Origin of the sequence: Escherichia sp. MOD1-EC4550 (assembly GCF_963876935.1) — a bacterium.
Lineage (GTDB): Bacteria > Pseudomonadota > Gammaproteobacteria > Enterobacterales > Enterobacteriaceae > Escherichia > Escherichia coli_F.
The window spans coordinates 13,063-38,282 of record NZ_CAWNSE010000004.1; the positions used below are offsets into that span (position 1 = coordinate 13,063).

Below are 25,220 nucleotides of genomic sequence, written 5' to 3' on the forward strand. Positions count from 1 at the left end.
GGGATGTTAAATATATATTAATTCCTGTGTTCCTGATTTTGCCCGGTAATAGAGAATTATTCTCAGAGCAGCTCATCATGATTGCACCATACAAATATCATGATGATAAGAGGATATTATTCATTGACTTAAACAAAATGACAAAATCCATAGACCCATAGCTTGGGTACTATATAGGAGTGGTATGGGCATCAAACAACACAATGGGAATACCAAAGCCGATCGTCTCGCTGAATTAAAAATCCGTTCGCCCTCCATTCAACTGATAAAATATGGCGCTATTGGTTTGAATGCAATTATCTTTTCCCCCCTGCTGATAGCTGCTGATTTAGGAAGTCAAAATGGCACCAATATTACTATTAATGATGGTGACAGAATTACAGGAGATACCGCCGATCCATCAGGAAACCTCTATGGTGTAATGACCCCAGCAGGAAACACGCCTGGCAATATCAACCTGGGTGATGATGTCACCGTCAATGTCAACGACGCCTCTGGATATGCAAAGGGAATCATTATTCAGGGCAAGAACAGCTCTCTGACAGCTAACCGACTTACAGTAGATGTTGTTGGTCAAACCTCTGCCATCGGCATTAATTTAATTGGTGACTATACACATGCTGACTTAGGCACAGGCAGCACCATTAAGAGTAACGATGACGGCATCATTATTGGGCATAGCTCAACACTAACAGCCTCTCATTTCACCATTGAAAACTCGAACGGTATAGGCCTAACCATCAATGACTATGGCACCAGTGTCGATCTTGGAAGCGGTAGTAAAATCAAGACCGATGGAAGTACAGGTGTTTATATCGGTGGTCTCAACGGCAATAACGCCAACGGTGCTGCGCGTTTTACGGCGACAGACCTGACAATCGATGTTCAGGGCTACAGCGCCATGGGAATAAACGTACAGAAAAACTCTGTTGTCGATCTCGGAACAAACAGTACCATTAAAACCAATGGCGATAATGCACACGGCCTCTGGAGCTTTGGCCAGGTGAGCGCGAATGCACTCACTGTTGATGTAACTGGAGCCGCTGCCAATGGCGTCGAAGTTCGTGGTGGTACAACCACTATCGGTGCTGATAGCCATATTTCTTCCGCGCAGGGCGGTGGCCTCGTAACCAGTGGTTCAGACGCGACAATCAATTTTTCTGGCACGGCAGCGCAACGAAACAGCATCTTTTCCAGCGGTTCTTATGGTGCCTCAGCCCAGACGGCAACGGCTGTTATCAACATGCAAAATACCGATATTACGGTTGATCGTAATGGCAGTCTGGCGCTGGGTTTGTGGGCGCTCAGCGGCGGTAGAATAACCGGAGACAGTTTGGCTATCACCGGCGCGGCAGGAGCTAGGGGGATTTATGCCATGACCAACAGCCAGATCGATCTCACGAGCGATCTGGTCATTGATATGAGTACACCCGACCAGATGGCCATCGCAACGCAACATGACGATGGTTATGCCGCCAGCCGCATCAACGCCTCGGGTCGTATGCTTATCAACGGTAGCGTTCTTTCTAAAGGTGGGCTAATCAATCTGGATATGCACCCTGGGTCGGTTTGGACAGGTTCTTCCCTCAGCGATAATGTCAATGGCGGGAAACTGGACGTTGCAATGAGTAACAGCGTCTGGAACGTAACAAGTAATTCTAATCTCGACACGCTGGCGCTGAGCCATTCAACTGTCGATTTTGCCAGCCACGCGTCAACTGCCGGCACATTTACCACATTAAACGTAGAGAACCTTAGCGGTAACAGTACCTTTATTATGCGTGCTGATGTTGTTGGCGAGGGTAATGGCGTTAATAATAAAGGAGATTTATTGAATATCTGCGGGAGTAGTGCTGGTAATCACGTATTGGCTATCCGTAACCAGGGCAGCGAGGCCACAACGGGAAATGAAGTTCTGACAGTGGTAAAAACCACTGACGGCGCGGCCTCGTTCAGCGCGTCTTCTCAGGTTGAGTTGGGGGGATATCTGTATGATGTGCGTAAAAATGGCACTAACTGGGAGCTTTATGCTTCCGGGACAATTCCGGAGCCGACTCCTAATCCAGAGCCCACACCAGCTCCCGCTCAGCCCCCCATAGTCAACCCCGATCCTACGCCTGCCCCCGCTCCCACGCCTAAACCCACCACGACCGCAGATGCTGGCGGCAATTATCTCAATGTCGGTTACTTATTGAACTATGTTGAAAACCGTACGCTGATGCAACGGATGGGTGACCTGCGAAATCAGGGTAAAGACGGTAATATCTGGTTGCGCAGTTATGGGGGAAGCCTGGACTCCTTTGCCAGTGGCAAACTGAGCGGCTTTGACATGGGTTACAGCGGTATCCAGTTTGGTGGGGATAAACGTCTCTCTGATGAAATGCCGTTGTATGTCGGTCTGTATATTGGCTCAACACATGCATCGCCGGACTATAGCGGAGGCGACGGTACCGCACGTTCAGACTACATGGGAATGTACGCCAGTTACATGGCACACAACGGTTTTTACAGCGATCTCGTTGTAAAAGCATCGCACCAGAAAAATAGTTTCCACGTACTGGACAGTCAGAACAACGGCGTTAACGCCAACGGCACTGCGAATGGATTGAGCATCTCCCTGGAAGCCGGGCAGAGGTTCAACCTGACCCCTACTGGTTATGGGTTCTATATAGAGCCGCAAACCCAGCTCACATACAGCCACCAGAATGGGATGGCTATGAAGGCGAGTAATGGTCTCAATATACATCTGAATCACTACGAATCGCTGCTGGGGCGCGCCAGCATGATACTGGGATATGACATCACCGCAGGCAACAGCCAGCTGAATGTCTATGTGAAGACTGGCGCTATCCGCGAGTTTTCAGGGGATACCGAATATCTGTTGAACAACTCCCGGGAGAAGTACAGTTTCAAAGGTAATGGCTGGAATAACGGCGTGGGAGTCAGTGCACAGTATAACAAACAGCACACATTCTATCTCGAAGCGGATTACACGCAGGGTAACCTCTTTGATCAGAAGCAAGTCAACGGAGGATATCGCTTCAGCTTTTAAGTGCGGGATAGACAAGCCCTTAAACGATGCTGAAAATTGTTAGCGTGCGCCGGAATGAAATACAGATCACTCAGATGTATCAGAAATCGTCTCTGTCTTTCATACCCGGCGCTTAAACTGCCCTGCATCAATGCCATGTTGCTTCATTTTCCGCCACAGCGTAGTGCGGCCGATTCCAAGTAAAGCCGACATTTCCTGAATGCGACCGCCTGTGACCTGGGCTGCGTTAATAATTGCCTCTTTTTCAACTTCCGCAAATGACAGACTGGTGGAAAGGCGAGTGGCGCTGACATCATCTGTCGCCTGCTCGGTAAACAGATGTTCAGGTAAATCACTGACGCGAATGCGCCCGTTATCACTACTCAGAGCAAGATTCTCGATGACGCTGTAAAGTTCAAAATCGTTGCCTGGCCATGCACAAGAAACCAGGCGAGCGAGGGCATCGTCATCAATTTTCAGACGCGTAGAGAAGCGTTTTTCAAGACTGCGTAATTTGTTATTCACCAGCGCCGGAATGCTGCCACGCCGCATACGCAGAGGCGGGATGGTAATTTCAAATGCATGCAGCGCGTAATACAGCTGGCGACTAAACCGATTTTGTTCCACCAGCATTGCCAGGTCAGCAGTCGTTGTGGCAATCACTTTGACATCAATCGGTATTAAACGCCGCGCATCCAGTCGCGTGATAACACCCTGCTTGATAACCTGAAGCAAAGCAGACTGTAACTCCACCGCCAGATATTCAATCTTTTCAAGAAACAGCGTGCCGCCGTGCGCCAGTTCCAGTCGACTCAGACGACCATTTTCATTGTCCGTGCGATCGCCGCCAATAAATTCTTCCGCCAGCGCCGCATCACCATATAACTCACAATTGACGGCGATATAAGGCCCCGCTGCACGCTCACTTTCATTATGAATTGCCTGGCTAAGCAGTGCCTTGCCCACGCCCTCTTCTCCACAAAGCAGGACAGGAAAGCTACTGCGCGCCGCCTGGCGACCAAAATGAATCAAGCGGCGGGTTTGCGGATCGTCCTGTGGCATATGAGCGAAAGTATGGCTGACTTTTCCTAATTGACTGGTCATTAACTGCCGCATCTGTTCCACAGGATGGAGCAACAAAATAAAGCTGGTTCCCTGCGTTTCTATTATCGGTTTAAGGGTTATCACCGCATCAATAAACTGGTGCTGACTTTCAAAGGTTGCTTCTACGTGTTTGAGCGGATGTGCCTGTTTTATTGCTTGTTGCAATACGGCGGGTAACGTTAAGAGTTCAGTGATCGCCCTTCCCTGACTTGCCGTCGCGTCAAGGCGCAAGACCCGCGCCGCCTGGGCATTGATAAATTGCAAATTACCCTGCTCGTCCCAGCTAATCACGCCATCATCCATACTTTCTAACAGGGCATTAAGTTGATTTAAATGACGGTTAGTTTCAGCGAGCAAACTGTCCGTCAGCAGTAAATTTCCGACCTCGCGTGCGATTGCCAACGTCAACGGCAAATCAGCTGCGGTAGTTTGCTCAACCGGACACGCCAGCGCTATTGTTCCCGTCAATCGGCCCTTGCTGTCAAACAACGGTGTTGCACAAAAGGCCCAGTTCCAGAGTGCCTGTTTGAAATGTTGATCGGCCATCGTTTTCACGGCCTGACCAGAGATAGCCGCTAACGATAGCGCACAGGTACCAATAATTCCCTCTGCGCAATACGTGCCGTCATTGAATCCCAGGACACTAAGCTGGTGCAGCGTTTGTGGATCACCAAAACGACTAAGGATGCAGGCGGTTTCATCAAGGATGAACAGTCCGCACGCCCGCGATTCCATATATTCCCAGGCATCTTCCAGCGCAGCCTGCCCGAGCGTCAGCATCGCTTTCTTACGCCGATAGATAGTAGCAAATGTCACGCCCTGGGCCTGGTGCGGTACGCTCCATGTCTCCCGTTTCATCAGTTTATTGCATCGCTCCCAGGAGGCTGCAATTAAGGGAGATATGCCCCGTTCATCGTTGTTAAAAGCGCCACTCATATCCCGCATCCTTTGTGACAAAAGGTGTTCCGGCTCGCAATTTTTAGTATTAAAACGCGTAAAAGTTTCAATATGGAACATTCATTAAAACATATGTTTCACCATGAAACATAATTTGGGCTAATTTTCTTTTCCCTTACCTGATGCACAATGGATTTATCGGCAGTCAGTGGTCGCCGTGTCGTTGAACATCATCCATGCCCTACCGTAATTGCTGGAGCAAGATAATGAAAAAATTGATCAATGATGTGCAAGACGTTCTGGACGAACAACTGGCGGGTCTGGCGAAAGCGCATTCATCGCTGACACTGCATCAGGATCCGGTGTATGTCACCCGAGCTGATGCCCCCGTTGCAGGAAAAGTCGCCCTGCTGTCGGGCGGCGGCAGCGGACACGAACCGATGCACTGCGGTTATATCGGTCAGGGGATGCTTTCGGGGGCCTGTCCGGGCGAAATATTCACCTCACCGACGCCCGATAAAATTTTTGAATGCGCCATGCAAGTTGATGGCGGCGAAGGTGTACTGCTGATTATCAAAAATTACACCGGCGATATTCTTAACTTTGAAACAGCAACAGAATTACTGCACGATAGCGGCGTAAAAGTGACCACCGTGGTCATTGATGACGACGTTGCAGTAAAAGACAGTCTTTATACCGCTGGGCGGCGCGGCGTTGCCAACACCGTATTAATCGAAAAACTCGTAGGCGCAGCGGCAGAACGTGGCGACTCGCTGGAGGCTTGTGCACAACTGGGGCGTAAGTTGAACAATCAGGGCCATTCTATTGGTATCGCCCTCAATGCCTGTACCGTTCCTGCCGCGGGAAAACCTTCTTTTACGCTGGCAGATAATGAGATGGAGTTTGGCGTCGGCATTCATGGTGAGCCGGGTATTGACCGCCGCCCCTTCTCCTCCCTTGACCAAACAGTTGATCAAATGTTCGACACCCTGCTGGAAAATGGCACATACCACCGCACGCTCCGCTTCTGGGATTATCGACAAGGTAGCTGGCAGGAAGAGACGCAAACTAAACAACCGCTTCAGTCTGGCGATCGAGTAATTGCACTCGTCAACAATCTTGGTGCAACTCCGCTTTCTGAACTGTATGGCGTCTATAACCGCCTGGCCACGCGTTGCCAGCAAGCGGGCTTGACTATCGAGCGCAATTTAATCGGCGCGTATTGTACCTCACTGGACATGACCGGTTTTTCCATCACCTTACTGAAAGTTGATGACGAAACGCTGGCGTTATGGGACGCCCCGGTCCACACCCCGGCGCTTAACTGGGGTAAATAAGGAGATAACCATGTCACTGAGCAGAACTCAAATTGTTAACTGGCTCACTCGCTGTGGAGAAATTTTCAGCAAAGAGAGCGAGTATCTTACCGGACTGGATCGCGAAATTGGCGACGCTGACCACGGGCTAAATATGAACCGTGGCTTTAGCAAGGTGGTAGAAAAACTCCCTGCTATCGCAGATAAAGATATCGGTTTCATTCTCAAGAATACCGGCATGACGCTGCTTTCCAGCGTCGGTGGTGCCAGTGGTCCGCTGTTCGGTACTTTCTTTATCCGCGCCGCACAGGCGACACAGGCACGGCAAAGCCTGACGCTGGAAGAACTGTATCAGATGTTCCGCGATGGTGTAGACGGCGTAATCAGTCGCGGGAAAGCCGAACCTGGCGATAAAACTATGTGTGATGTCTGGGTGCCGGTGGTGGAATCGTTACGTCAGTCCAGCGAGCAAAATCTCTCTGTTCCGGTGGCGCTCGAAGCCGCCAGTAGCGTCGCTGAATCCGCTGCACAAAGTACGATTACGATGCAAGCCCGCAAAGGCCGCGCCAGTTATCTCGGTGAACGCAGTATTGGTCACCAGGATCCCGGCGCGACCTCCGTGATGTTTATGATGCAAATGCTGGCGTTAGCCGCAAAAGAGTAAGGAAATGGTGATGGTAAACCTGGTCATAGTTTCACATAGCGCCCGACTGGGAGAAGGTGTCGGTGAATTAGCCCGTCAGATGTTAATGAGTGATAGCTGTAAAATCGCCATTGCCGCGGGAATTGACGATCCCCAAAATCCCATTGGTACCGATGCCGTCAAAGTGATGGAGGCCATCGAGTCCGTTGCCGATGCCGACCATGTGCTGGTGATGATGGATATGGGTAGCGCATTATTGAGTGCTGAAACTGCGCTGGAATTGCTAGCTCCCGAGATCGCCGCAAAAGTACGTTTGTGTGCGGCACCGTTAGTCGAAGGTACACTGGCAGCAACGGTCAGCGCGGCCTCGGGGGCGGATATCGACAAAGTGATCTTTGACGCCATGCATGCGCTGGAAGCCAAACGTGAACAACTGGGTTTACCGTCCTCCGACGCTGAAATCTCTGACACATGTCCTCCGTACGATGAAGAAGCCCGTTCTCTGGCCGTGGTCATTAAAAACCGTAACGGCCTTCATGTACGTCCGGCCTCCCGGCTGGTTTATACCTTATCGACATTTAATGCCGATATGTTGCTGGAGAAAAACGGCAAATGCGTCACACCGGAGAGTATTAACCAGATCGCGCTACTACAAGTCCGCTATAACGATACGCTGCGCCTGATTGCGAAAGGGCCAGAAGCTGAAGAGGCGCTGGTTGCTTTCCGTCAGCTGGCTGAAGATAACTTTGGTGAAACGGACGAAGTTGCTCCGCCTACTCAGCGGCCCATTCCGCCTGTTTCGGGTAAAGCCTTTTATTATCAACCAGTTTTATGTACGATACAGGCAAAATCAACTCTGACCGTGGAAGAAGAACAAGAACGATTACGCCAGGCAATTGACTTCACGTTATTAGATCTGATGACGTTAACAGCGAAAGCAGAAGCGAGCGGGCTTGACGATATTGCCGCAATCTTTTCTGGTCACCATACACTGTTAGATGATCCAGAACTGCTGGCGGCGGCAAACGAATTTCTTCAGCATGAGCATTGCACAGCAGAATATGCCTGGCAGCACGTTCTTAAAGAACTAAGCCAGCAATACCAACAACTGGATGATGAATATTTACAGGCTCGCTATATCGATGTGGACGATCTTCTACATCGCACCCTAATCCACCTGACGCAAACGAAAGAAGAACTCCCGCAATTTAACTCGCCAACCATTTTACTGGCGGAGAACATTTATCCGTCCACGGTTCTGCAACTGGATCCGGCGGTTGTAAAAGGGATCTGCCTTAGCGCCGGAAGTCCGGTATCCCACAGCGCCCTAATCGCCCACGAACTGGGGATTGGCTGGATTTGCCAGCAGGGTGAGAAACTGTATGCGATACAACCTGAAGAAACGTTAACGCTGGACGTTAAAACGCAACGTTTCAGCCATCAGGGATAAACCACCGTTCGGATGGCATCGTTCTGATGCCATCCGGCAATTTACTCTGCTCTGATATTTTTTAACTACCTGTTATATTTTTTACCAAATCATGATGATTTTTTCTGCGCTAATCGCAAACCAAACGTCGCTGGCTGGCTAATAAACAGACTTTATTTAATTACTCTATTTCACCCTTATTTATCCCTTTAATCTCCTTTTCCAAAATGCCTGACAGTTCGCAGAATGAGATTTCGATCATGCAGTTAGTGCGATCCTGAACTAAGGTTTTCTGATACTTGAATACCGTTTTGTTCGGTTTCGCCCAAGGAGAATGATTGATGAAAGCCACCGCCCCTCCTCGCCCGCAAAAAATAGCGTTAATTCCCGCCTGCGTTTTGTTGTGTTTCGCTGCGCTAGCGGTGCAGGCAGAAGAAACGCCAGTAACGCCACAGCCGCCTGATATTTTGTTAGGGCCGCTGTTTAACGATGTGCAAAACGCCAAACTTTTTCCGGACCAAAAGACCTTTGCTGATGCCGTGCCGAACAGCGATCCGCTAATGATCCTTGCAGATTATCGAATGCAGCAAAACCAGAGCGGCTTTGATCTGCGCCATTTCGTTAACGTCAATTTCACTCTGCCGAAAGAGGGAGAGAAATATGTTCCGCCAGAAGGGCAGTCGCTGCGCGAACATATTGACGGACTTTGGCCGGTATTAACGCGTTCTACCGAAAATACCGAAAAATGGGATTCTCTGTTACCGCTGCCGGAACCTTATGTCGTGCCGGGCGGACGTTTTCGTGAGGTATATTACTGGGACAGTTACTTCACCATGTTAGGGCTTGCCGAAAGCGGTCACTGGGATAAAGTCGCGGATATGGTGGCCAATTTTGCTCATGAAATAGACACTTACGGGCATATTCCCAACGGCAACCGCAGTTACTATTTAAGCCGCTCGCAACCGCCATTCTTTGCCCTGATGGTAGAGTTACTGGCGCAGCATGAAGGCGATGCCGCGTTGAAGCAATACCTGCCGCAAATGCAAAAAGAATATGCTTACTGGATGGACGGTGTTGAAAACCTGCAAGCCGGACAACAGGAAAAACGCGTTGTAAAACTTCAGGATGGTACCCTTCTCAACCGCTACTGGGACGATCGCGATACGCCACGACCAGAGTCATGGGTGGAAGATATTGCCACCGCCAAAAGCAATCCGAATCGACCTGCCACTGAAATTTACCGCGACCTGCGCTCTGCCGCTGCGTCTGGCTGGGATTTCAGCTCGCGCTGGATGGACAATCCGCAGCAGTTAAATACCTTACGCACCACCAGCATCGTACCGGTCGATCTGAACAGCCTGATGTTTAAAATGGAAAAAATCCTCGCCCGCGCCAGCAAAGCTGCCGGAGATAACGCGATGGCAAACCAGTACGAAACGCTGGCGAATGCCCGTCAAAAAGGGATCGAAAAATACCTGTGGAACGATCAACAAGGCTGGTATGCCGATTACGACCTGAAAAGTCATAAAGTGCGCAATCAGTTAACCGCTGCCGCCCTGTTCCCGCTGTACGTCAATGCGGCAGCGAAAGATCGCGCCAACAAAATGGCGACGGCGACGAAAACACATCTGCTGCAACCAGGCGGCCTGAACACCACGTCGGTGAAAAGTGGGCAACAATGGGATGCGCCAAACGGCTGGGCACCGTTGCAGTGGGTCGCGACAGAAGGATTACAAAACTACGGGCAAAAAGAGGTGGCGATGGACATTAGCTGGCACTTCCTGACCAATGTTCAGCACACCTATGACCGGGAGAAAAAGCTGGTGGAAAAATATGATGTCAGCACCACCGGAACAGGGGGCGGCGGTGGCGAATATCCATTACAGGATGGCTTTGGCTGGACCAATGGCGTGACGCTGAAAATGCTGGATTTGATCTGCCCGAAAGAGCAACCGTGTGACAATGTTCCGGCGACGCGTCCACTCAGTGAATCAACAACACAGCCGGTAAAACAAAAAGAGGCGGAACCTACGCCTTAACTTTACTGTATATCGAGCAATGCCATTACGTGCATAAAATTGGCATTGCTCTTTCTTCATCACGAAATACCACTCTTTCTACAGTCTATGCCTTTATTTTCTTTTATTAGGGAAGATTTTAATTTTATTTTATCAACTTGTTAATCATTACACCTCTATTTATATTTTCCCCCACTCCCCATTCTCCCTGACAATTTTCTTGTGGAACAAAGTGTTATTTAAGAAACAAGCAAATCATTCTGTCTCTTTAGACAAATTTTGACATCAAACATGATCTTTTTCGCTATATATGTAAGTATATAACGGTTTTAATTATCAGGATATTACTTATGTCACTAACCAGACGGAGGTTTACACAGATTCTTGCGTCGACATTGTTCCTGCATCATCTGCCGTCCTTTGCACAATCAGTCAAATTCTGGGCCTCACTGACGCTTCCCGAAGCCCAAAACATTACACGCATCGTCAGCGCAGGCGCGCCCGCCGATTTACTATTGCTGGCTGTCGCGCCAGAAAAAATGGTCGGTTTTTCCTCTTTTGATTTTGCCCGTCAGGCATTAATTCCATTGCCAGAGCACATTCGCCAGTTCCCCAGGCTGGGACGACTCGCCGGGCGCGCCAGCACACTCTCGCTGGAAGGGCTTATGGCATTACATCCCGATTTGGTCGTTGATTGCGGCAATACGGATGAAACCTGGATCTCCCAGGCACGGCAGGTTAGCGAACAGACACAAATACCCTGGTTATTGCTTAACGGGAAACTGGAACAATCAGCAGAACAGTTAACAACGCTTGGCAAAACGTTAGGCGAAGAGCACCGCGCCGCAGAACAAGCCAATCTCGCCAGCCGCTTCGTTGGTGAAGCTAAGGCATTCGCCACCTCACCCGCCGCTAACCTCAGCTTTTATGCTGCGCGCGGTCCTCGAGGGCTGGAAACGGGCTTACAGGGTTCGTTGCATACCGAGGCGGCGGAATTATTAGGTTTGCACAACGTCGCGCAAATAGCCGATCGCCACGGTCTGACACAGGTTTCCATGGAAAATCTCCTGCGCTGGCAGCCGGATATTATTCTGGTTCAGGAGGCCGTTACTGCAGATTTTATTCGTCGTGATCCTCTCTGGCAGGGCGTGAAAGCGGTTGCGGAACAACGCATCTTATTTTTAAGTGGCCTGCCCTTTGGCTGGCTGGATGCCCCGCCGGGAATCAACCGTCTTCTGGGATTACGCAGACTTCACGCCTGGCTGGATCCCGCCATCAATCGCCAGTTTAAAAGTGACATGCAGCATTACGCCCAACTGTTCTGGCATTGCCCATTAAGTGACGCCGACTATCAAAAATTGGTGGCGAGCTAATGAGAACCGTAAACGGATGTATTTTGCTGCTGGCAGCTATCAGTATCACTTTTGCCGCCGTAAGTGGGGCTTATCATCTCGATATACAGCAACTGCTGGCGCTCATTCTGCGTCAAGAAAATGTTCCTGTGCAGGAACAAATTGTCTTCTGGCAAATCCGCGTGCCGCGTATTCTTGCTGCGCTGTTTCTGGGCGCGGCGCTGGCAGGGGCCGGAACCACCTATCAGGGAATGTTCCGTAATCCCTTAGTGTCACCGGATATTTTAGGCGTCTCCGCCGGTGCCGGACTTGGTGCCTGCGCGGCAATCCTGTGGGGATTATCCATTGTTTACATCCAGCTGTACGCATTTTGCGGCGGGCTGATGCTGGTCGCGGGCGTCTGGTTGATTACGCGTCGGGTGACCCGCCACGATCCGATCTTAACCCTGGTGCTGGTAGGCATTGCGTTAGGAACGTTGTGCGGAGCGGGGATATCGCTAATAAAAACGCTGGCCGATCCTTACACCCAGTTACCGTCAATTACCTTCTGGTTGCTGGGGGGGCTGTCCACCGTGACCTTACGCGATCTCTGCTATGCTGCACCGATCATTCTCATAGGCTCCTTGCCCCTGTTTTTTCTCCGCTGGCGCATGAATTTACTCACGCTTTCCGACGACGAAGCCCATTCGCTGGGACTGAACGTGACACGTCTGCGCTTTGGATTAATTGTCTGCGCCACACTAATCACCGCCAGCACGGTAGCAATAGCGGGCATAATTGGTTGGGTCGGCCTGGTCGTTCCGCACATTGCCCGCTTGTTGACCGGTCATAACCATCAGCAGCTGTTGCCCATGGCAATGTGTACTGGCGCGATTCTGCTCCTGCTTACCGATACGCTGGCACGCAGCATTGGAACAACAGAAATCCCACTTGGCATTCTGACCGCTTTTGTTGGTGCACCGTTTTTCCTGTTTTTGTTGTTACGCGGAGGTCGCCAGTGACTTTGCTTGCCGTCCGTCATGCGTCTCTGGGTTACTCCCGCCATCCGGTGCTACGCGACGTGTCCTTCACCCTGTCGCAAGGAACAATTTGTTGTCTGTTAGGAGCCAATGGTTGCGGCAAAACCACACTCATGCGCTCCATTCTTGGCGTTATACCGTTATTAAAAGGCGAGATCTTACTGGATAGCCTCCCTGTGCAGACACTCAGCCATCGCCAGCGCGCGCAGGCCATTGCCTGGGTGCCGCAGGCGCACGACGGCATTTTTGCTTTTAGTGTGCTGGATATGGTGTTGATGGGCCTGGCCCCCACCATAGGCGCTTTTTCCGTTCCCGGTAAGCAAGAACGCCTGAAAGCAACGGAGCAACTGGAAAAGCTGGGCATTTTGCATCTGGCGACACGACGCTGGAATACACTTAGCGGCGGTGAACGTCAGCTGGCTTTAATCGCCCGTGCACTCGTCCAGCAACCGCGCTTGTTATTACTGGATGAGCCTGCCTCCAGCCTCGATTTCGGTCATCAGATCCAACTACTGGACACGCTGGCGCAGCTCAAAAATAACGGCATGACAATGCTAATGTCGACTCATCATCCGCTCCATGCCAACGCCATTGCCGACAGCATTATCCAGGTAGAGCCAGATGGACGAGTAACACAAGGCTTACCGACCGAACAGTTAACAACGAACAAACTGGCTGCCCTGTATCGGGTTTCTGCCGACCAGATTCATCATCACCTCTCTGCAATTAGCCACTAAGGAACAATCATGCTCATTGATGATATTGATTTTGCGGACCTTTACCTGCAGCAACTCAAGCTGGCCCACCGCACAGAAAAAACGCCGGATCACTGGGATCAACGGGCGGAAAAAATGGCGGAAAATTGCGCCTCGCCTACGGACAGCTACCTGCAACAACTGACCGCTAAAATTGATCTGCAAGGCGCGCAGACCTTATTCGATATGGGCTGCGGACCGGGTACCGTATCGCTGGCGCTGGCTGACAAACTCACGACGATTTATGGCGTTGATTACAGTCAGGGGATGCTGAAGGTTGCCGCCCGTCGCGCCGCCGCGCTAAAGGCAGACAATGTCCACTGGATCCAGCGCGCCTGGGAAGAGGACTGGAGTGACCTGCCACGCTGCGATATTGCCGTGGCTTCCCGCTCCACTCTGGTGGCTGATATGCGCCAGGCAATGAGCAAACTGAATAATCAGGCACGGCTTCGCGTCTATACGACTCATCTGGTCAGCACCTCGTTCGTCTCTCCAGCCATTCAGCGGGCGGCTGGTCGTGAAGTGATCGAATTACCCAACTATATCTTTGCGCTCAATGTCCTGTATCAGATGGGAATTTATGCTCACGTTGATTTTATCCGTGGACAAAATTGCCAACAGGATAACAGCACCTGGGAACGTTTTGAGCAGAACGTCAGCTGGAGTCTGGGCGCGCTTAACGACGATGAGCGTGAGCGGTTATATCGCTGGTATCAACAACAAGATGCTCGTGCCCTCGCCCCTGCCAGCCGCGACTGGGCGCTCATCTGGTGGGATAGCGTACCGCAAGAGGCACTGCGATGATTTTCCTTTCTCAGGCACAAATCGATGCGTTACTTCTGGAAGATATCCAGGGCGGTGACCTGACCACGCGAGCATTAAATATTGGACACCAGCATGGCTATATAGAGTTTTTTCACCGTCAGGGCGGCTGCGTCAGCGGAATTTCTGTCGCGTGTAAGATGTTAACTACGCTGGGATTAACTATTGATGACGCGGTCAGCGACGGTTCACAAGCGAACGCGGGTCAGCGGCTAATCCGTGCGCAAGGTAATGCCGCAGCACTTCATCAGGGATGGAAGGCAGTCCAGAATGTGCTGGAGTGGAGTTGCGGTGTTTCTGATTATCTCGCTCAAATGCTGGCGTTACTTCGTGAACGTTACCCTGATGGCAATATCGCCTGCACCCGAAAAGCGATTCCGGGTACCCGCTTACTGGCCTCGCAGGCAATTCTGGCTGCCGGAGGACTGATTCATCGTGCCGGATGTGCGGAAACCATATTATTGTTTGCCAACCACCGCCATTTTCTTCATGACAATCAGGACTGGTCAGGCGCAATCAATCAGTTACGTCGCCACGCACCCGAGAAGAAAATAGTTGTTGAAGCCGACACGCCGAAAGAGGCAATCGCCGCGTTACGCGCGCAACCAGACGTACTTCAGCTCGACAAATTTAATCCGCAACAGGCAACTGAAATTGCGCAAATAGCACCGTCGCTGGCTCCTCACTGCACGCTGGCTCTGACCGGCGGAATTAATCTGACAACACTCAAAAATTACCTCGACTGCGGCATTCGCCTTTTTATTACCTCCGCGCCTTACTACGCGGCACCTGCTGACATTAAAGTCAGTCTGCAACCCGCAGCCTCTATTTAATTCTTTGTTAAACGGAATTTATTCTATGAGACTCAAAAAACGTTATCTCTGCACAGTATTATCACTTGCCTTTACCCAGCAGGCCGTAGCAGCTCAGGAGAGCGACACGCTGACCGTATGGTCCAGTCCGGTATCATCAACGACGACCACCGTTCTCGATCAACCCACCATGAAGGCCCTGGATAAACAGAATGTCGCTCAGGCATTAAGTGTCGTCCCCGGCGTGGTACTGCAAAAGTCAGGTAGCCGCAACGAAGAACAGGTCAAAGTTCGTGGCTTTGATAGTCGTCAGGTGCCGGTCTATTTCGACGGTGTGCCCATTTATGTTCCCTATGACGGCAACCTCGATCTGGCGCGGATTCTGACCAACAATTTGGGGGCAGTTGAAGTTTCCAAAGGGTATTCGTCGCTGCTTCAGGGGCCTAATCAGATGGGCGGAGCCATTAATATCACCACCCAGAAGCCAACAAAACCTCTGGAAGCAAGTCTGGGATATCGCCAGGGATGGAGCCGTAGCCAGGACAATGCCTACGATATGCATGCTTCATTTGCCGCCAGCAGCGATCTGGGGTATTTGCAAGTCAGCGGTAGCCAGCTAAAGCAGGATTTTCTCGGCCTGCCGCATGGTGTAAATAATGATATTGCAGGCAAACACGGCAAGATGATTAATTCATCGGCTGATGATAAACGCGGCATTGTGAAGCTCGGTTTTACACCACGCGAAAACGATGAATACACATTGACTTACATTAAGCAGGATGGTGAAAAAGATAACCCGCCATACAGTGGAAATAGTGGTCAGAAATCACGCTACTGGCAGTGGCCAGAGTATGACAAAGAAAGTTTTTATTATCAGGGAACGACCCAACTAAACGATCGTTTTACCCTGAAAAGTCGGCTGTATCGCGACACCTTTGAAAATACGCTAATGATGTACAACTCGCTGGCTGATTTGAAAAATAAAAAAGGCAGCTACAGCCATTATTCCGATTACAGCGACGGTGCCGGGTTACAACTGGCAGCCGAGGTGCGTGAAAACGATCTGCTGTCGTTTGCCGTTAACTGGAAAGATGACGTACACCGGGAAAAAGGTGCGCCGCACGCCGCTTACGATCGCTATGAAGATCGTACCTGGTCGCTCGCCAGTGAATATCAATGGGCTGCTGCCGATAATGTCGATGTCGTGGCTGGAATCAGCTATGACTGGCGCGATAGCGTAGAAGCGAAAAAACATGAGAAAGATGGCAGTATCACCCATTATGACGACAACAATCAGTCAGCTTTTAACTGGCAGGTGATGGGGAAATACCACTTTGCCAATGAAGACACGCTGGCGCTTTCGTACTATGACCGCACACGCTTTCCGACGCTGAAAGAACGCTATACCACGTCCAAACCTGCGTATAACCAGATAGCGATTGTTAACCCGCAGCTCAAGCCGGAACGCGCGCGCGGGGTGGATTTAACCTGGAATGGTGCCTTCACGCACGACTGGGGATTTGAGGTCAGCGTTTACTATAACCGGGTGAGTGATGCCATCCTCTCGCACAATATCGATGCCGATACCATTCAAAATCAGAACAGCGGCACGGTGGATTACAGCGGTCTGGATGCCGGTATTAAGGGGAAAATCAGCAATATACTGGATGTAGGATTGAGCTACGCCCTGATCCACGCTGACGCCAAACGTAAAGACATCGGCAAGATAACCGATCTGCCAACGCAGACAATGACCGCATGGATGACTCTCAAACCGTGGGAGCCGTTAAGCGTAACGCTGTCGGAAGAGGCGCGTTCCTCCAGCTACAGCAACAGTGACGGTTCACAAAAAGCCGCCGGTTTTGCGGTGACCCACATTCGAGCCGATTACACCTTAGGTCATGGCTTCAGCGTTAATGCGTCGGTCAATAACCTGTTTGATACCAAATATGCCTACAGTGAAGGGTTTATTGAAGAAGGTCGCAATTTCTGGGCTGGTATCGAGTATACGTTCTGATGTGAAAGCGGATAGCGGCATCTGTATCGCTATCCGCCTTATGAAAATCTTATTCTCTTCGCAGGAGGCGGAATACGCCCAGCACCAGGATAGCGCCCACCACCGCCACCAGGAAGCTGTGCAGATTAAAACCACTGATGGAGCCGCCAATGCCAAACATGGTCGCCAGCCAGCCGCCGACCACCGCACCGATTATCCCGAGAATACAGGTCAGGAAAAATCCACCACCATCACGCCCCGGCATGATTAGCTTGGCGATAATGCCGGCTATCAGGCCAAAAATAATCCAGGCAATAATTCCCATGTTCAGGCCCTCGTTTCGATGAATCGGACGCAAGAAATGCTTACATCAACGCTCTAAGTATAGGCAAGGGCGGGATCGATGCTGGGCGTTTGTCGGCTGATTTAAGAACAACATGTAAAAAATATTCACGCATTTGTATTAAGTTTTGTTAACTGTGACCGATAAACCAAAGACAGTTTGTCAGTCAGGAGTTTTTCCGCGTGAGTCATTACCATGAGCAGTTCCTGAAACAAAATCCGTTAGCCGTCCTGGGCGTGTTACGCGATTTGCACAAAGCCGCAATTCCTTTGCGTATCAGTTGGAATGGCGGGCAGCTGATCAGCAAAATACTGGCAATAACCCCGGATAAACTGGTGCTGGATTTCGGCAGCCAGGCCGAAGATAACAACGCTGTGTTAAAGGCGCAGCACATTACCATTACCGCCGAAACCCAGGGCGCGAAAGTCGAATTTACTGTTGAACAACTACAGCAGAGTGAATACTTGCAGCTTCCGGCATTTATTACCGTACCGCCTCCCACCTTGTGGTTTGTACAACGACGCCGATATTTCCGCATCTCCGCCCCGCTCCATCCGCCTTATTTTTGCCAGACCAAACTGGCAGATAACAGTACGTTACGTTTCCGCCTGTATGATTTGTCGTTAGGTGGCATGGGCGCATTACTGGAAACAGCAAAGCCTGCCGGATTGCACGAAGGCATGCGCTTCGCTCAGATTGAAGTCAACATGGGGCAATGGGGTGTTTTTCACTTTGACGCCCAGTTAATCTCAATCAGCGAGCGCAAAGTGATTGATGGCAAGAATGAAACCATCACCACTCCCCGTCTGAGCTTCCGTTTTCTTAACGTCAGCCCGACGGTGGAGCGGCAATTACAGCGGATTATTTTCTCTCTCGAGCGGGAAGCCCGGGAGAAAGCGGCCAAAGTGCGCGACTGATTTACATCGCGTCCAGTGCCTGCTCAAGTTTGTAGATATAGCGCGGTGCCTGCGGCGCAGGATGATTTCGTGCTACATGGTCGAGGAACTCGTCAGCATCCAGATCGTTGATTTTGCTGATCGCCTTTTTCCGATCTGACGAGAAAGTCCGTAACAACGCACCTGCCCCGTTAGCGTATGACACCACCAGCGCATATTGCAGTACCTTCGGATCTTCAATGCCTGCCAGCGGGCCGGTTTCCAGAATATTCAGGTAAGCCGCGCCCATTGAAATATTACGTTCTGGATTTTTCAGCTCGCTGGTCGTCGGCTCACCGCTCCAGCCCATACGGCGATAAACATCACGTCCGGAGGTTGAAGCTTTTAACTGCATCAAACCAATGGCATTCGATTTACTCACCGCGTTCGGATTTCCACCCGATTCGATAGCGATAATCGCCGTGATCAATTGTGGATCGACGCCCCAGGCTGCACCGGCTTTCTGGCTTATGGGCATCCACTGCATCGCACGTTGCACCGGAACTTTCGCGTTCCACGGCGGGTTCGTGTAGTCATGCTTTGATGAACAACCCGCTAATAACACAATCAAAAAGGCAAACCATCTTAATTTCACTTCTTCTATCCTTATAGCCTGGAATCGCCGTTGAGGTGACAACGGCACACCTAAGCGGCATGATATACATTTCGTTTCTGTTGTCAGCAAGGAATTGCCATGTCTCTGTTTCACTTAATTGCCCCATCGGGTTACTGCATAAAACAACACGATGCGCTGCGTGGTATCCAGCGCCTTACCGACGCGGGTCATCAGGTCAATAATATCGAGGTTATTGCCCGTCGTTGTGAGCGCTTTGCGGGTACGGAAACGGAGCGTCTGGAAGATATCAATTCCCTTACCAAACTGACTACCCCCAACACCATCGTGCTGGCAGTACGTGGCGGTTACGGTGCCAGTCGTTTACTGGCGGATATTGACTGGCAGGCACTGGTGGCTCGCCAACAACATGACCCGTTGCTCATTTGCGGACATAGCGATTTTACCGCCATTCAGTGCGGTCTTCTGGCGCAAGGCAATGTCATCACTTTTAGCGGCCCCATGCTGGTAGCAAACTTTGGCGCGGATGAACTAAACGCCTTTACCGAGCACCATTTCTGGCTGGCGTTACGCAATGAAACCTTCACCATTGAGTGGCAAGGGGAAGGCCCGACATGTCAGACCGAAGGCACGTTATGGGGAGGCAATCTCGCGATGCTGATTTCACTGATTGGTACACCGTGGATGCCGCAAATCGAAAACGGTATTCTGGTGCTGGAAGATATTAATGAGCATCCTTTCCGCGTCGAACGTATGCTGTTGCAGCTCTATCATGCTGGAATTTTGCCACGTCAGAAGGCGATTATTCTCGGTAGCTTTAGCGGCAGCACGCCCAATGATTATGACGCAGGTTACAACCTGGAGTCTGTGTACGCGTTTTTGCGTTCCCGCCTGTCGATTCCACTTATCACCGGCCTCGATTTTGGTCATGAACAACGCACGGTTACGCTGCCATTGGGCGCACATGCCATACTTAATAACACCCAGGAAGGCACTCAGTTGACGATTAGCGGTCATCCTGTTCTTAAAATGTAAAAAAATCACGCTTCAGGGCTAAGTAAAACGCTGTCTCTGCCGCTAATATGGTAGGGTTTATATAAGAGACAGCGTAATCAGGAGTAACCGACCGTTGGATGCCACAACAATAATTAGCCTTTTCATCTTAGGATCCATCCTTGTCACCAGCAGTATTTTACTTAGTTCATTTTCTTCCCGTCTTGGCATTCCTATTCTGGTTATTTTCCTGGCGATCGGCATGCTGGCGGGAGTCGATGGCGTCGGCGGTATCCCGTTTGATAATTACCCCTTCGCCTACATGGTAAGTAACCTGGCGCTGGCGATTATTTTGCTCGACGGCGGGATGCGCACTCAGGCCAGCTCCTTTCGCGTAGCGCTAGGACCGGCGCTGTCACTGGCGACGCTGGGCGTACTTATCACCTCCGGTTTAACCGGCATGATGGCGGCGTGGCTGTTTAATCTTGATTTGATTGAAGGCTTATTAATCGGCGCTATCGTCGGCTCCACCGATGCTGCGGCGGTATTTTCTCTGCTGGGTGGTAAGGGGCTTAACGAACGCGTTGGCTCGACGCTGGAAATTGAATCCGGCAGTAATGATCCAATGGCGGTCTTTCTGACGATTACCCTGATTGCGATGATCCAGCAGCATGAAAGCAGTGTCAGCTGGATGTTCGTGGTCGATATTCTGCAGCAATTTGGCCTCGGGATTGTCATCGGTCTTGGCGGTGGTTATTTACTGCTGCAAATGATTAATCGCATCGCCCTGCCCGCCGGTTTATATCCATTGCTGGCATTAAGTGGCGGTATTTTAATTTTTGCTTTAACCACGGCGCTGGAAGGCAGCGGTATTCTGGCTGTTTATCTGTGCGGTTTTCTGCTGGGTAATCGGCCAATTCGCAACCGCTACGGCATTCTGCAAAATTTCGACGGCCTTGCCTGGCTGGCACAAATCGCCATGTTCCTGGTGCTGGGGCTGTTGGTTAACCCAAGCGATCTACTGCCTATTGCCATTCCGGCGCTCATTTTGTCCGCATGGATGATATTCTTCGCCCGTCCCCTTTCGGTATTTGCCGGATTGCTACCGTTCCGCGGTTTTAATCTACGTGAGCGCGTGTTTATCAGTTGGGTGGGATTACGCGGCGCAGTGCCAATCATCCTGGCCGTGTTCCCGATGATGGCGGGGCTGGAGAATGCGCGACTGTTCTTTAATGTCGCCTTCTTTGTGGTTCTGGTTTCACTGCTCTTGCAGGGAACATCACTCTCATGGGCGGCGAAAAAAGCTAAAGTGGTCGTTCCACCAGTGGGACGTCCGGTGTCGCGCGTTGGCCTGGATATTCACCCGGAAAATCCGTGGGAGCAGTTTGTTTATCAGTTGAGTGCCGATAAATGGTGTGTAGGTGCGGCACTGCGCGATCTGCATATGCCAAAAGAGACACGTATTGCGGCACTGTTTCGTGATAATCAATTGCTTCATCCCACCGGCAGCACCCGACTACGCGAAGGTGATGTGTTGTGTGTAATTGGTCGGGAACGCGATCTCCCGGCACTCGGTAAACTGTTTAGCCAGTCGCCGCCGGTCGCGTTGGATCAACGCTTCTTTGGTGACTTCATTCTCGAAGCCAGTGCCAAATATGCTGATGTGGCGCTGATATATGGCCTGGAAGATGGGCGAGAATATCGCGATAAGCAGCAAACGCTGGGTGAAATTGTCCAGCAGTTGTTAGGCGCGGCACCGGTTGTCGGTGACCAGGTAGAGTTTGCCGGGATGATCTGGACGGTGGCCGAGAAAGAAGATAATGAAGTGTTGAAGATTGGCGTACGGGTGGCTGAAGAGGAAGCTGAATCTTAAATTTAATGCAGCATCTATCCCCGGATGCGATGCTTTGCACAACGCAGCCTGAGCCTGCATATAAACTTGTCATTTCCTGATTTTGATATGCTCATACCAACATCAGAAGAAGGTTAAATTATGGATGACAAACCATTGCAGGCTCTGGCTAATAAATTCAAAACACCGGCTCAAGAAAGTCAGCGTAAGGGCTTCTTCTGACTGCAACAGGTGAAGAATAACCAGCCCCGCATTACCGGTATACCCGTCAACCATCAGGGGCCCCTGCCTGACATCGCCCGAACATATTCCCCCACGCAACCTGCCGCGCTGACGTAGCCCACAGAATACGCGTTTCAGGCTGCCCTGTATCTGCAGTGGCGTTTCATCCGCCTGTAGCACCGGATGCATGAGCGATTTCTTATAGTTATTACTTTGCTTAATAACGATTATTTCCGGGTCGTTCGCTTTCGTATTTTCACTAATACGTCAGAGCTGCCTGGGCCGTAATAAAACTGATTCAGGTCTGTTACGCATGTACCAGACCCGACACGGCATTTCTGACCAGGGAAAAAGTCAACGATGAGTCGTTATATCAGCGCAAATGACGTTTTGTGGCACCTTTGCGGTGACCACATTCACGTCTCCGGCGCTGCCAGAGGATATTTATTTCAAGGATACGTAGCATTATGGCCAGCATTAAAGACATACGCCTATTCGCCCCATCTTCCTATAACACAGGCGTACACCCGTCAGGGCGGCGCTTACTGACGGTGGAATTCAAGAATCATCTTTTGCGGAACATGCAGTATCTCGGCCCGCAAAAATTTCGCTGGGGTGATGCCCCCCAGAGGATCATTGACCTCAGTAACGCGGACAAAGTGAAAATACAGATGGAAAACAATATTACCATCACGTTGGAGGCCCCTCCGGATCCGCAATATAACGAGTTCAGGTTGGTCGCCGAATGGTGCACATGGGCTATACAGCAAGATGGTCTGCAAGAAAACCTGCACGAAACTCTGAAAGAAACCCAGCAAGAAATCCTGCAAAAAAAAGTGCCAGAAATATCACAAGAAGACGTGAAAGAAATCCTGAAAAATATCCTGGAAGAAAACCTGCCAGCAATCCGAACTGAAAACCGGGCAGAGGCATTGCGCAGAATGAAGGAATGTCTCATAAATAGACAAATTATGCTCAATCTTAGCGACCTTGGATTGACCTCACTCCCTGAAAATTTGCCTCCACTTTTGATGAAATTTTACTGCAATAATAACGTGTTGTCCGCGTTACCGAAGATGTTGCCGAAGGAACTGAGGGTGCTTGAGTGTATGGATAACGTTTTGATCTTGTTACCAAAGGTGCAGCCCCCGAAACTGATGATACTGAAGTGCTGTGAAAACTATATTATCTGGCTACCTGAGCTGTCGCCTAACCTGAGAGTGATTGACTGTTCTGAAAACTTCTTGCAATTTTTACCGCCGTCGATGCCTCAGTACCTGTATACACTGCGCTGTGCTGACAACTGTATTAGCTTCATACCTGATGAGATGCTGGAGAGCCTGACTCGCCTGAAAGTATTTGACTGTTCTTGTAACGATTTGCTCTCTTCACCACGGCTGCCGCCCAAGCTAATAATATACTACTGTGGTCACAACCAGTTTAAAACGATACCGGTGCCGCAGCCCCGTAGCCTGAAGTTGTTTGACTGTAACAGTAACCCTTGGGACACAGACAATTTGCCGACGCTGCTCAAAGCCGTTGAGGGCCTGAAAAAACAGGAAGGCCTGTCGGACCTTTTAGACTTTTTGCGCAAGGAAGGCCAGTTTGACCTGGAGGGACTCGAGGAGCTGGAGGACCTGATGGCTCTGGAGCACCTGGAGGATCCGGTACTCCTGGAGCGCGTGAAGGTACAGGAGGACCTGGAGCTCCTGGATCAGCAGTTGGGCCTGTTGAGTCTGGAAAGACAACAGGACTCGCAGCCTGTTAATCAACATTCTGAACATGAACCCGAATCTGCATTAAGGGTAAAGCGTGATTTATCTGAAGTCGAGTTCGAGTCAACAATGAAGCGTAAGCGTTTTATGTAGAACGCCTGTGCGGTGAGCTCAGGTTCCGGGGAAATAGTGTCCATCATTTTAATGGGCACTATCATGGAAAATGGCTCTGTCACATTAACAGCGAAAGTTGCTGACCAGCCGGATGGATGATTTTTTTGCAACCAGAAGACACTGCCTCCAATCCGGCTTACAACAAGTTACACCGTCACAACCGGGACCCGTAACGCCAGCGCGCACATCAACTCATAACCCACGGTTCCGGCAGCGGCGGCAACATCATCAATTTTGATCTCCTTGCCCCACAGCTCAACCGGTGTACCAATACCCGCCTGCGGGCAAGGCGTTAAATCGACCGCCAGCATATCCATCGAGACTGTCCCCACCGTCATGGTACGCACGCCGTCGACTAAAACAGGTGTACCGGTAGGCGCGTGGCGCGGATAACCGTCGGCGTATCCTGCGGCAACAATGCCGATTCGTTGCTCATCGCGCGCAGTATAGCGACCGCCATAGCCCACACGCTCACCCGCTTTTAGCGTCTGGACACCAATAATCTCACTGCTTAGCGTCATTACCGGACGTAATCCGGTATTGGCGATATCGCGCCACTGACCCGACGGCGAAGCACCATACAAAATAATGCCAGGCCGAACCCAGTCAAAATGCGCTTCCGGATGCCACAGAGTCGCCGCCGAATTGGACAATGAACGCCGACATTCCAGCCCTTCCGCCGCCTGCTCAATACGCGCCATTGCGCCGGCAATCCCCTCAGGATGCTCCGCCTCGGCAAAATGCGACATCAGAGTCATTTCGCCAACATTCGCCATCGCCCGCAGCTGCTGCCAGACGGTAAGCACACGATCGGGCTGGAAGCCCAACCGATTCATCCCACTGTTCACTTTAAGATAAATATCCAACGGCGCTTTTAACCGCGCATTTTGCAGTGCTTTGAGCTGCCAGTTGCTGTGGACGCAGGTGGTCAGGCGGTACTGGTCATAAATCTCCAGATCCTGTGCATGGAAAAAACCCTCCAGCATCAGGATCGGTCCTTTCCAGCCGCGCTCACGTAACGTTATTGCCTCTTCCAGATTAAGTAATGCAAAGCCATCGGTGGCCCCTAGCGCGCTCCAGATACGCTCAATACCGTGCCCGTAAGCATTCGCTTTTACCACCGACCAGACACGCGCGTGCGGCGCGGCCTGCCGGACAATGGAAAGATTCTGTTTTAATGCCTGCAGATCGAGGCTGGCCTGTATCGGACGGGTCATC

At 50.8% G+C, this 25,220-nt stretch carries 20 protein-coding genes and 1 pseudogene; 15 read left to right on the top strand and 6 right to left on the bottom strand.

Annotated elements, in window-relative coordinates:
- The first annotated feature begins 184 nt into the window (after positions 1 to 184).
- Positions 185 to 3,052: an autotransporter outer membrane beta-barrel domain-containing protein gene (locus tag AACU19_RS03270; RefSeq protein ID WP_105278672.1), complete on the top strand. Its 2,868-nt coding sequence runs from the start codon at positions 185 to 187 to the stop codon at positions 3,050 to 3,052.
- Between the two features lie 99 nt (positions 3,053 to 3,151).
- On the opposite strand, the gene dhaR is transcribed toward AACU19_RS03270, so the two are convergent.
- The gene (gene dhaR, locus AACU19_RS03275; RefSeq protein ID WP_105278673.1) at positions 3,152 to 5,071 is read right to left on the bottom strand and encodes a dihydroxyacetone kinase operon transcriptional regulator DhaR; all 1,920 of its coding nucleotides are present in this window, start codon (positions 5,069 to 5,071) and stop codon (positions 3,152 to 3,154) included.
- 227 nt (positions 5,072 to 5,298) lie between these two features.
- Between dhaR and dhaK the strand changes: the two genes are divergently transcribed.
- From dhaK to AACU19_RS03325, 10 genes are all read left to right on the top strand, one after another.
- Positions 5,299 to 6,369 carry a dihydroxyacetone kinase subunit DhaK gene (gene dhaK / locus AACU19_RS03280; protein ID WP_039021480.1) on the top strand — a complete coding sequence of 357 codons (1,071 nt, stop codon included), beginning with the start codon at positions 5,299 to 5,301 and terminating at the stop codon, positions 6,367 to 6,369.
- A 10-nt stretch (positions 6,370 to 6,379) separates the two neighbouring features.
- The gene (gene dhaL / locus AACU19_RS03285; protein ID WP_001353268.1) at positions 6,380 to 7,012 is read left to right on the top strand and encodes a dihydroxyacetone kinase subunit DhaL; all 633 of its coding nucleotides are present in this window, start codon (positions 6,380 to 6,382) and stop codon (positions 7,010 to 7,012) included.
- 10 nt (positions 7,013 to 7,022) lie between these two features.
- Entirely contained in the window at positions 7,023 to 8,441 is a 1,419-nt protein-coding gene (dhaM, locus tag AACU19_RS03290; protein ID WP_105278674.1) for a dihydroxyacetone kinase phosphoryl donor subunit DhaM, read from the top strand.
- 320 nt (positions 8,442 to 8,761) lie between these two features.
- A complete protein-coding gene (gene treA, locus AACU19_RS03295) occupies positions 8,762 to 10,459 on the top strand; it encodes an alpha,alpha-trehalase (protein WP_039021483.1) in 1,698 nt (565 codons plus the stop codon).
- 329 nt (positions 10,460 to 10,788) lie between these two features.
- The gene (locus AACU19_RS03300) at positions 10,789 to 11,811 is read left to right on the top strand and encodes an iron ABC transporter substrate-binding protein (RefSeq protein WP_039021484.1); all 1,023 of its coding nucleotides are present in this window, start codon (positions 10,789 to 10,791) and stop codon (positions 11,809 to 11,811) included.
- Complete coding sequence (locus AACU19_RS03305) at positions 11,811 to 12,791, top strand: FecCD family ABC transporter permease (protein ID WP_105278675.1); 981 nt, start codon at positions 11,811 to 11,813, stop codon at positions 12,789 to 12,791. Before AACU19_RS03300 ends, AACU19_RS03305 begins: the two co-directional genes overlap by 1 nt.
- Positions 12,788 to 13,546: an ABC transporter ATP-binding protein gene (locus tag AACU19_RS03310; protein ID WP_000173311.1), complete on the top strand. Its 759-nt coding sequence runs from the start codon at positions 12,788 to 12,790 to the stop codon at positions 13,544 to 13,546. The genes AACU19_RS03305 and AACU19_RS03310 overlap by 4 nt, the downstream gene beginning before the upstream one ends.
- A 9-nt stretch (positions 13,547 to 13,555) precedes the next feature.
- The gene (locus AACU19_RS03315) at positions 13,556 to 14,368 is read left to right on the top strand and encodes a class I SAM-dependent methyltransferase (RefSeq protein WP_000904003.1); all 813 of its coding nucleotides are present in this window, start codon (positions 13,556 to 13,558) and stop codon (positions 14,366 to 14,368) included.
- On the top strand, positions 14,365 to 15,219 hold the full coding sequence (modD, locus tag AACU19_RS03320; protein WP_105278676.1) for a ModD protein: 855 nt from the start codon (positions 14,365 to 14,367) through the stop codon (positions 15,217 to 15,219). Before AACU19_RS03315 ends, modD begins: the two co-directional genes overlap by 4 nt.
- 25 nt (positions 15,220 to 15,244) lie before the next feature.
- Positions 15,245 to 17,215, top strand: coding sequence for a TonB-dependent receptor plug domain-containing protein (locus tag AACU19_RS03325; protein ID WP_105278677.1), 1,971 nt, complete (start codon positions 15,245 to 15,247; stop codon positions 17,213 to 17,215).
- 49 nt (positions 17,216 to 17,264) lie between these two features.
- Here AACU19_RS03325 and AACU19_RS03330 read toward each other — a convergent pair whose 3' ends face one another.
- On the bottom strand, positions 17,265 to 17,519 hold the full coding sequence (locus AACU19_RS03330) for a GlsB/YeaQ/YmgE family stress response membrane protein (RefSeq protein WP_001353273.1): 255 nt from the start codon (positions 17,517 to 17,519) through the stop codon (positions 17,265 to 17,267).
- Between the two features lie 200 nt (positions 17,520 to 17,719).
- On the opposite strand from AACU19_RS03330, the gene ycgR reads away from it, so the two are divergent.
- Positions 17,720 to 18,454: a flagellar brake protein YcgR gene (gene ycgR / locus AACU19_RS03335; RefSeq protein WP_032183986.1), complete on the top strand. Its 735-nt coding sequence runs from the start codon at positions 17,720 to 17,722 to the stop codon at positions 18,452 to 18,454.
- Between the two features lies 1 nt (position 18,455).
- Here ycgR and emtA read toward each other — a convergent pair whose 3' ends face one another.
- Positions 18,456 to 19,067 carry a membrane-bound lytic murein transglycosylase EmtA gene (emtA, locus tag AACU19_RS03340; protein ID WP_001295616.1) on the bottom strand — a complete coding sequence of 204 codons (612 nt, stop codon included), beginning with the start codon at positions 19,065 to 19,067 and terminating at the stop codon, positions 18,456 to 18,458.
- Positions 19,068 to 19,166: 99 nt separating this feature from the next.
- On the opposite strand from emtA, the gene ldcA reads away from it, so the two are divergent.
- The gene (ldcA, locus tag AACU19_RS03345; RefSeq protein WP_039021487.1) at positions 19,167 to 20,081 is read left to right on the top strand and encodes a muramoyltetrapeptide carboxypeptidase; all 915 of its coding nucleotides are present in this window, start codon (positions 19,167 to 19,169) and stop codon (positions 20,079 to 20,081) included.
- 94 nt (positions 20,082 to 20,175) lie between these two features.
- A pseudogene (locus AACU19_RS03350) lies at positions 20,176 to 21,846 on the top strand (potassium/proton antiporter); the annotation flags it as partial.
- Here AACU19_RS03350 and AACU19_RS23675 read toward each other — a convergent pair.
- Both AACU19_RS23675 and AACU19_RS03355 read right to left on the bottom strand, forming a co-directional pair.
- Entirely contained in the window at positions 21,784 to 21,972 is a 189-nt protein-coding gene (locus AACU19_RS23675) for a hypothetical protein (protein ID WP_420106936.1), read from the bottom strand. The pseudogene AACU19_RS03350 and the gene AACU19_RS23675 overlap by 63 nt on opposite strands.
- Before the next feature lie 42 nt (positions 21,973 to 22,014).
- Positions 22,015 to 22,167, bottom strand: coding sequence for a hypothetical protein (locus AACU19_RS03355; protein WP_105278678.1), 153 nt, complete (start codon positions 22,165 to 22,167; stop codon positions 22,015 to 22,017).
- Positions 22,168 to 22,580: 413 nt separating this feature from the next.
- On the opposite strand from AACU19_RS03355, the gene AACU19_RS03360 reads away from it, so the two are divergent.
- Positions 22,581 to 23,981, top strand: a complete 1,401-nt coding sequence (locus tag AACU19_RS03360; protein WP_039021489.1) for a hypothetical protein — start codon at positions 22,581 to 22,583, stop codon at positions 23,979 to 23,981.
- Between the two features lie 167 nt (positions 23,982 to 24,148).
- Here AACU19_RS03360 and dadX read toward each other — a convergent pair whose 3' ends face one another.
- Positions 24,149 to 25,219 carry a catabolic alanine racemase DadX gene (gene dadX, locus AACU19_RS03365; protein ID WP_000197857.1) on the bottom strand — a complete coding sequence of 357 codons (1,071 nt, stop codon included), beginning with the start codon at positions 25,217 to 25,219 and terminating at the stop codon, positions 24,149 to 24,151.
- Position 25,220 lies beyond the last annotated feature (1 nt).

Coding starts and splice junctions, on each gene's coding strand:
- AACU19_RS03355 (WP_105278678.1), bottom strand. CDS start 22,167: ATGGTTGACGGGTATACCGGTAATGCGGGGCTGGTTATTCTTCACCTG.
- AACU19_RS03325 (WP_105278677.1), top strand. CDS start 15,245: ATGAGACTCAAAAAACGTTATCTCTGCACAGTATTATCACTTGCCTTT.
- dhaL (WP_001353268.1), top strand. CDS start 6,380: ATGTCACTGAGCAGAACTCAAATTGTTAACTGGCTCACTCGCTGTGGA.
- AACU19_RS03305 (WP_105278675.1), top strand. CDS start 11,811: ATGAGAACCGTAAACGGATGTATTTTGCTGCTGGCAGCTATCAGTATC.
- treA (WP_039021483.1), top strand. CDS start 8,762: ATGAAAGCCACCGCCCCTCCTCGCCCGCAAAAAATAGCGTTAATTCCC.
- dhaK (WP_039021480.1), top strand. CDS start 5,299: ATGAAAAAATTGATCAATGATGTGCAAGACGTTCTGGACGAACAACTG.
- modD (WP_105278676.1), top strand. CDS start 14,365: ATGATTTTCCTTTCTCAGGCACAAATCGATGCGTTACTTCTGGAAGAT.
- AACU19_RS03360 (WP_039021489.1), top strand. CDS start 22,581: ATGGCCAGCATTAAAGACATACGCCTATTCGCCCCATCTTCCTATAAC.
- ldcA (WP_039021487.1), top strand. CDS start 19,167: ATGTCTCTGTTTCACTTAATTGCCCCATCGGGTTACTGCATAAAACAA.
- AACU19_RS03270 (WP_105278672.1), top strand. CDS start 185: ATGGGCATCAAACAACACAATGGGAATACCAAAGCCGATCGTCTCGCT.
- AACU19_RS03300 (WP_039021484.1), top strand. CDS start 10,789: ATGTCACTAACCAGACGGAGGTTTACACAGATTCTTGCGTCGACATTG.
- AACU19_RS23675 (WP_420106936.1), bottom strand. CDS start 21,972: ATGCAGGCTCAGGCTGCGTTGTGCAAAGCATCGCATCCGGGGATAGAT.
- AACU19_RS03330 (WP_001353273.1), bottom strand. CDS start 17,519: ATGGGAATTATTGCCTGGATTATTTTTGGCCTGATAGCCGGCATTATC.
- dadX (WP_000197857.1), bottom strand. CDS start 25,219: ATGACCCGTCCGATACAGGCCAGCCTCGATCTGCAGGCATTAAAACAG.
- dhaR (WP_105278673.1), bottom strand. CDS start 5,071: ATGAGTGGCGCTTTTAACAACGATGAACGGGGCATATCTCCCTTAATT.
- dhaM (WP_105278674.1), top strand. CDS start 7,023: ATGGTAAACCTGGTCATAGTTTCACATAGCGCCCGACTGGGAGAAGGT.
- AACU19_RS03315 (WP_000904003.1), top strand. CDS start 13,556: ATGCTCATTGATGATATTGATTTTGCGGACCTTTACCTGCAGCAACTC.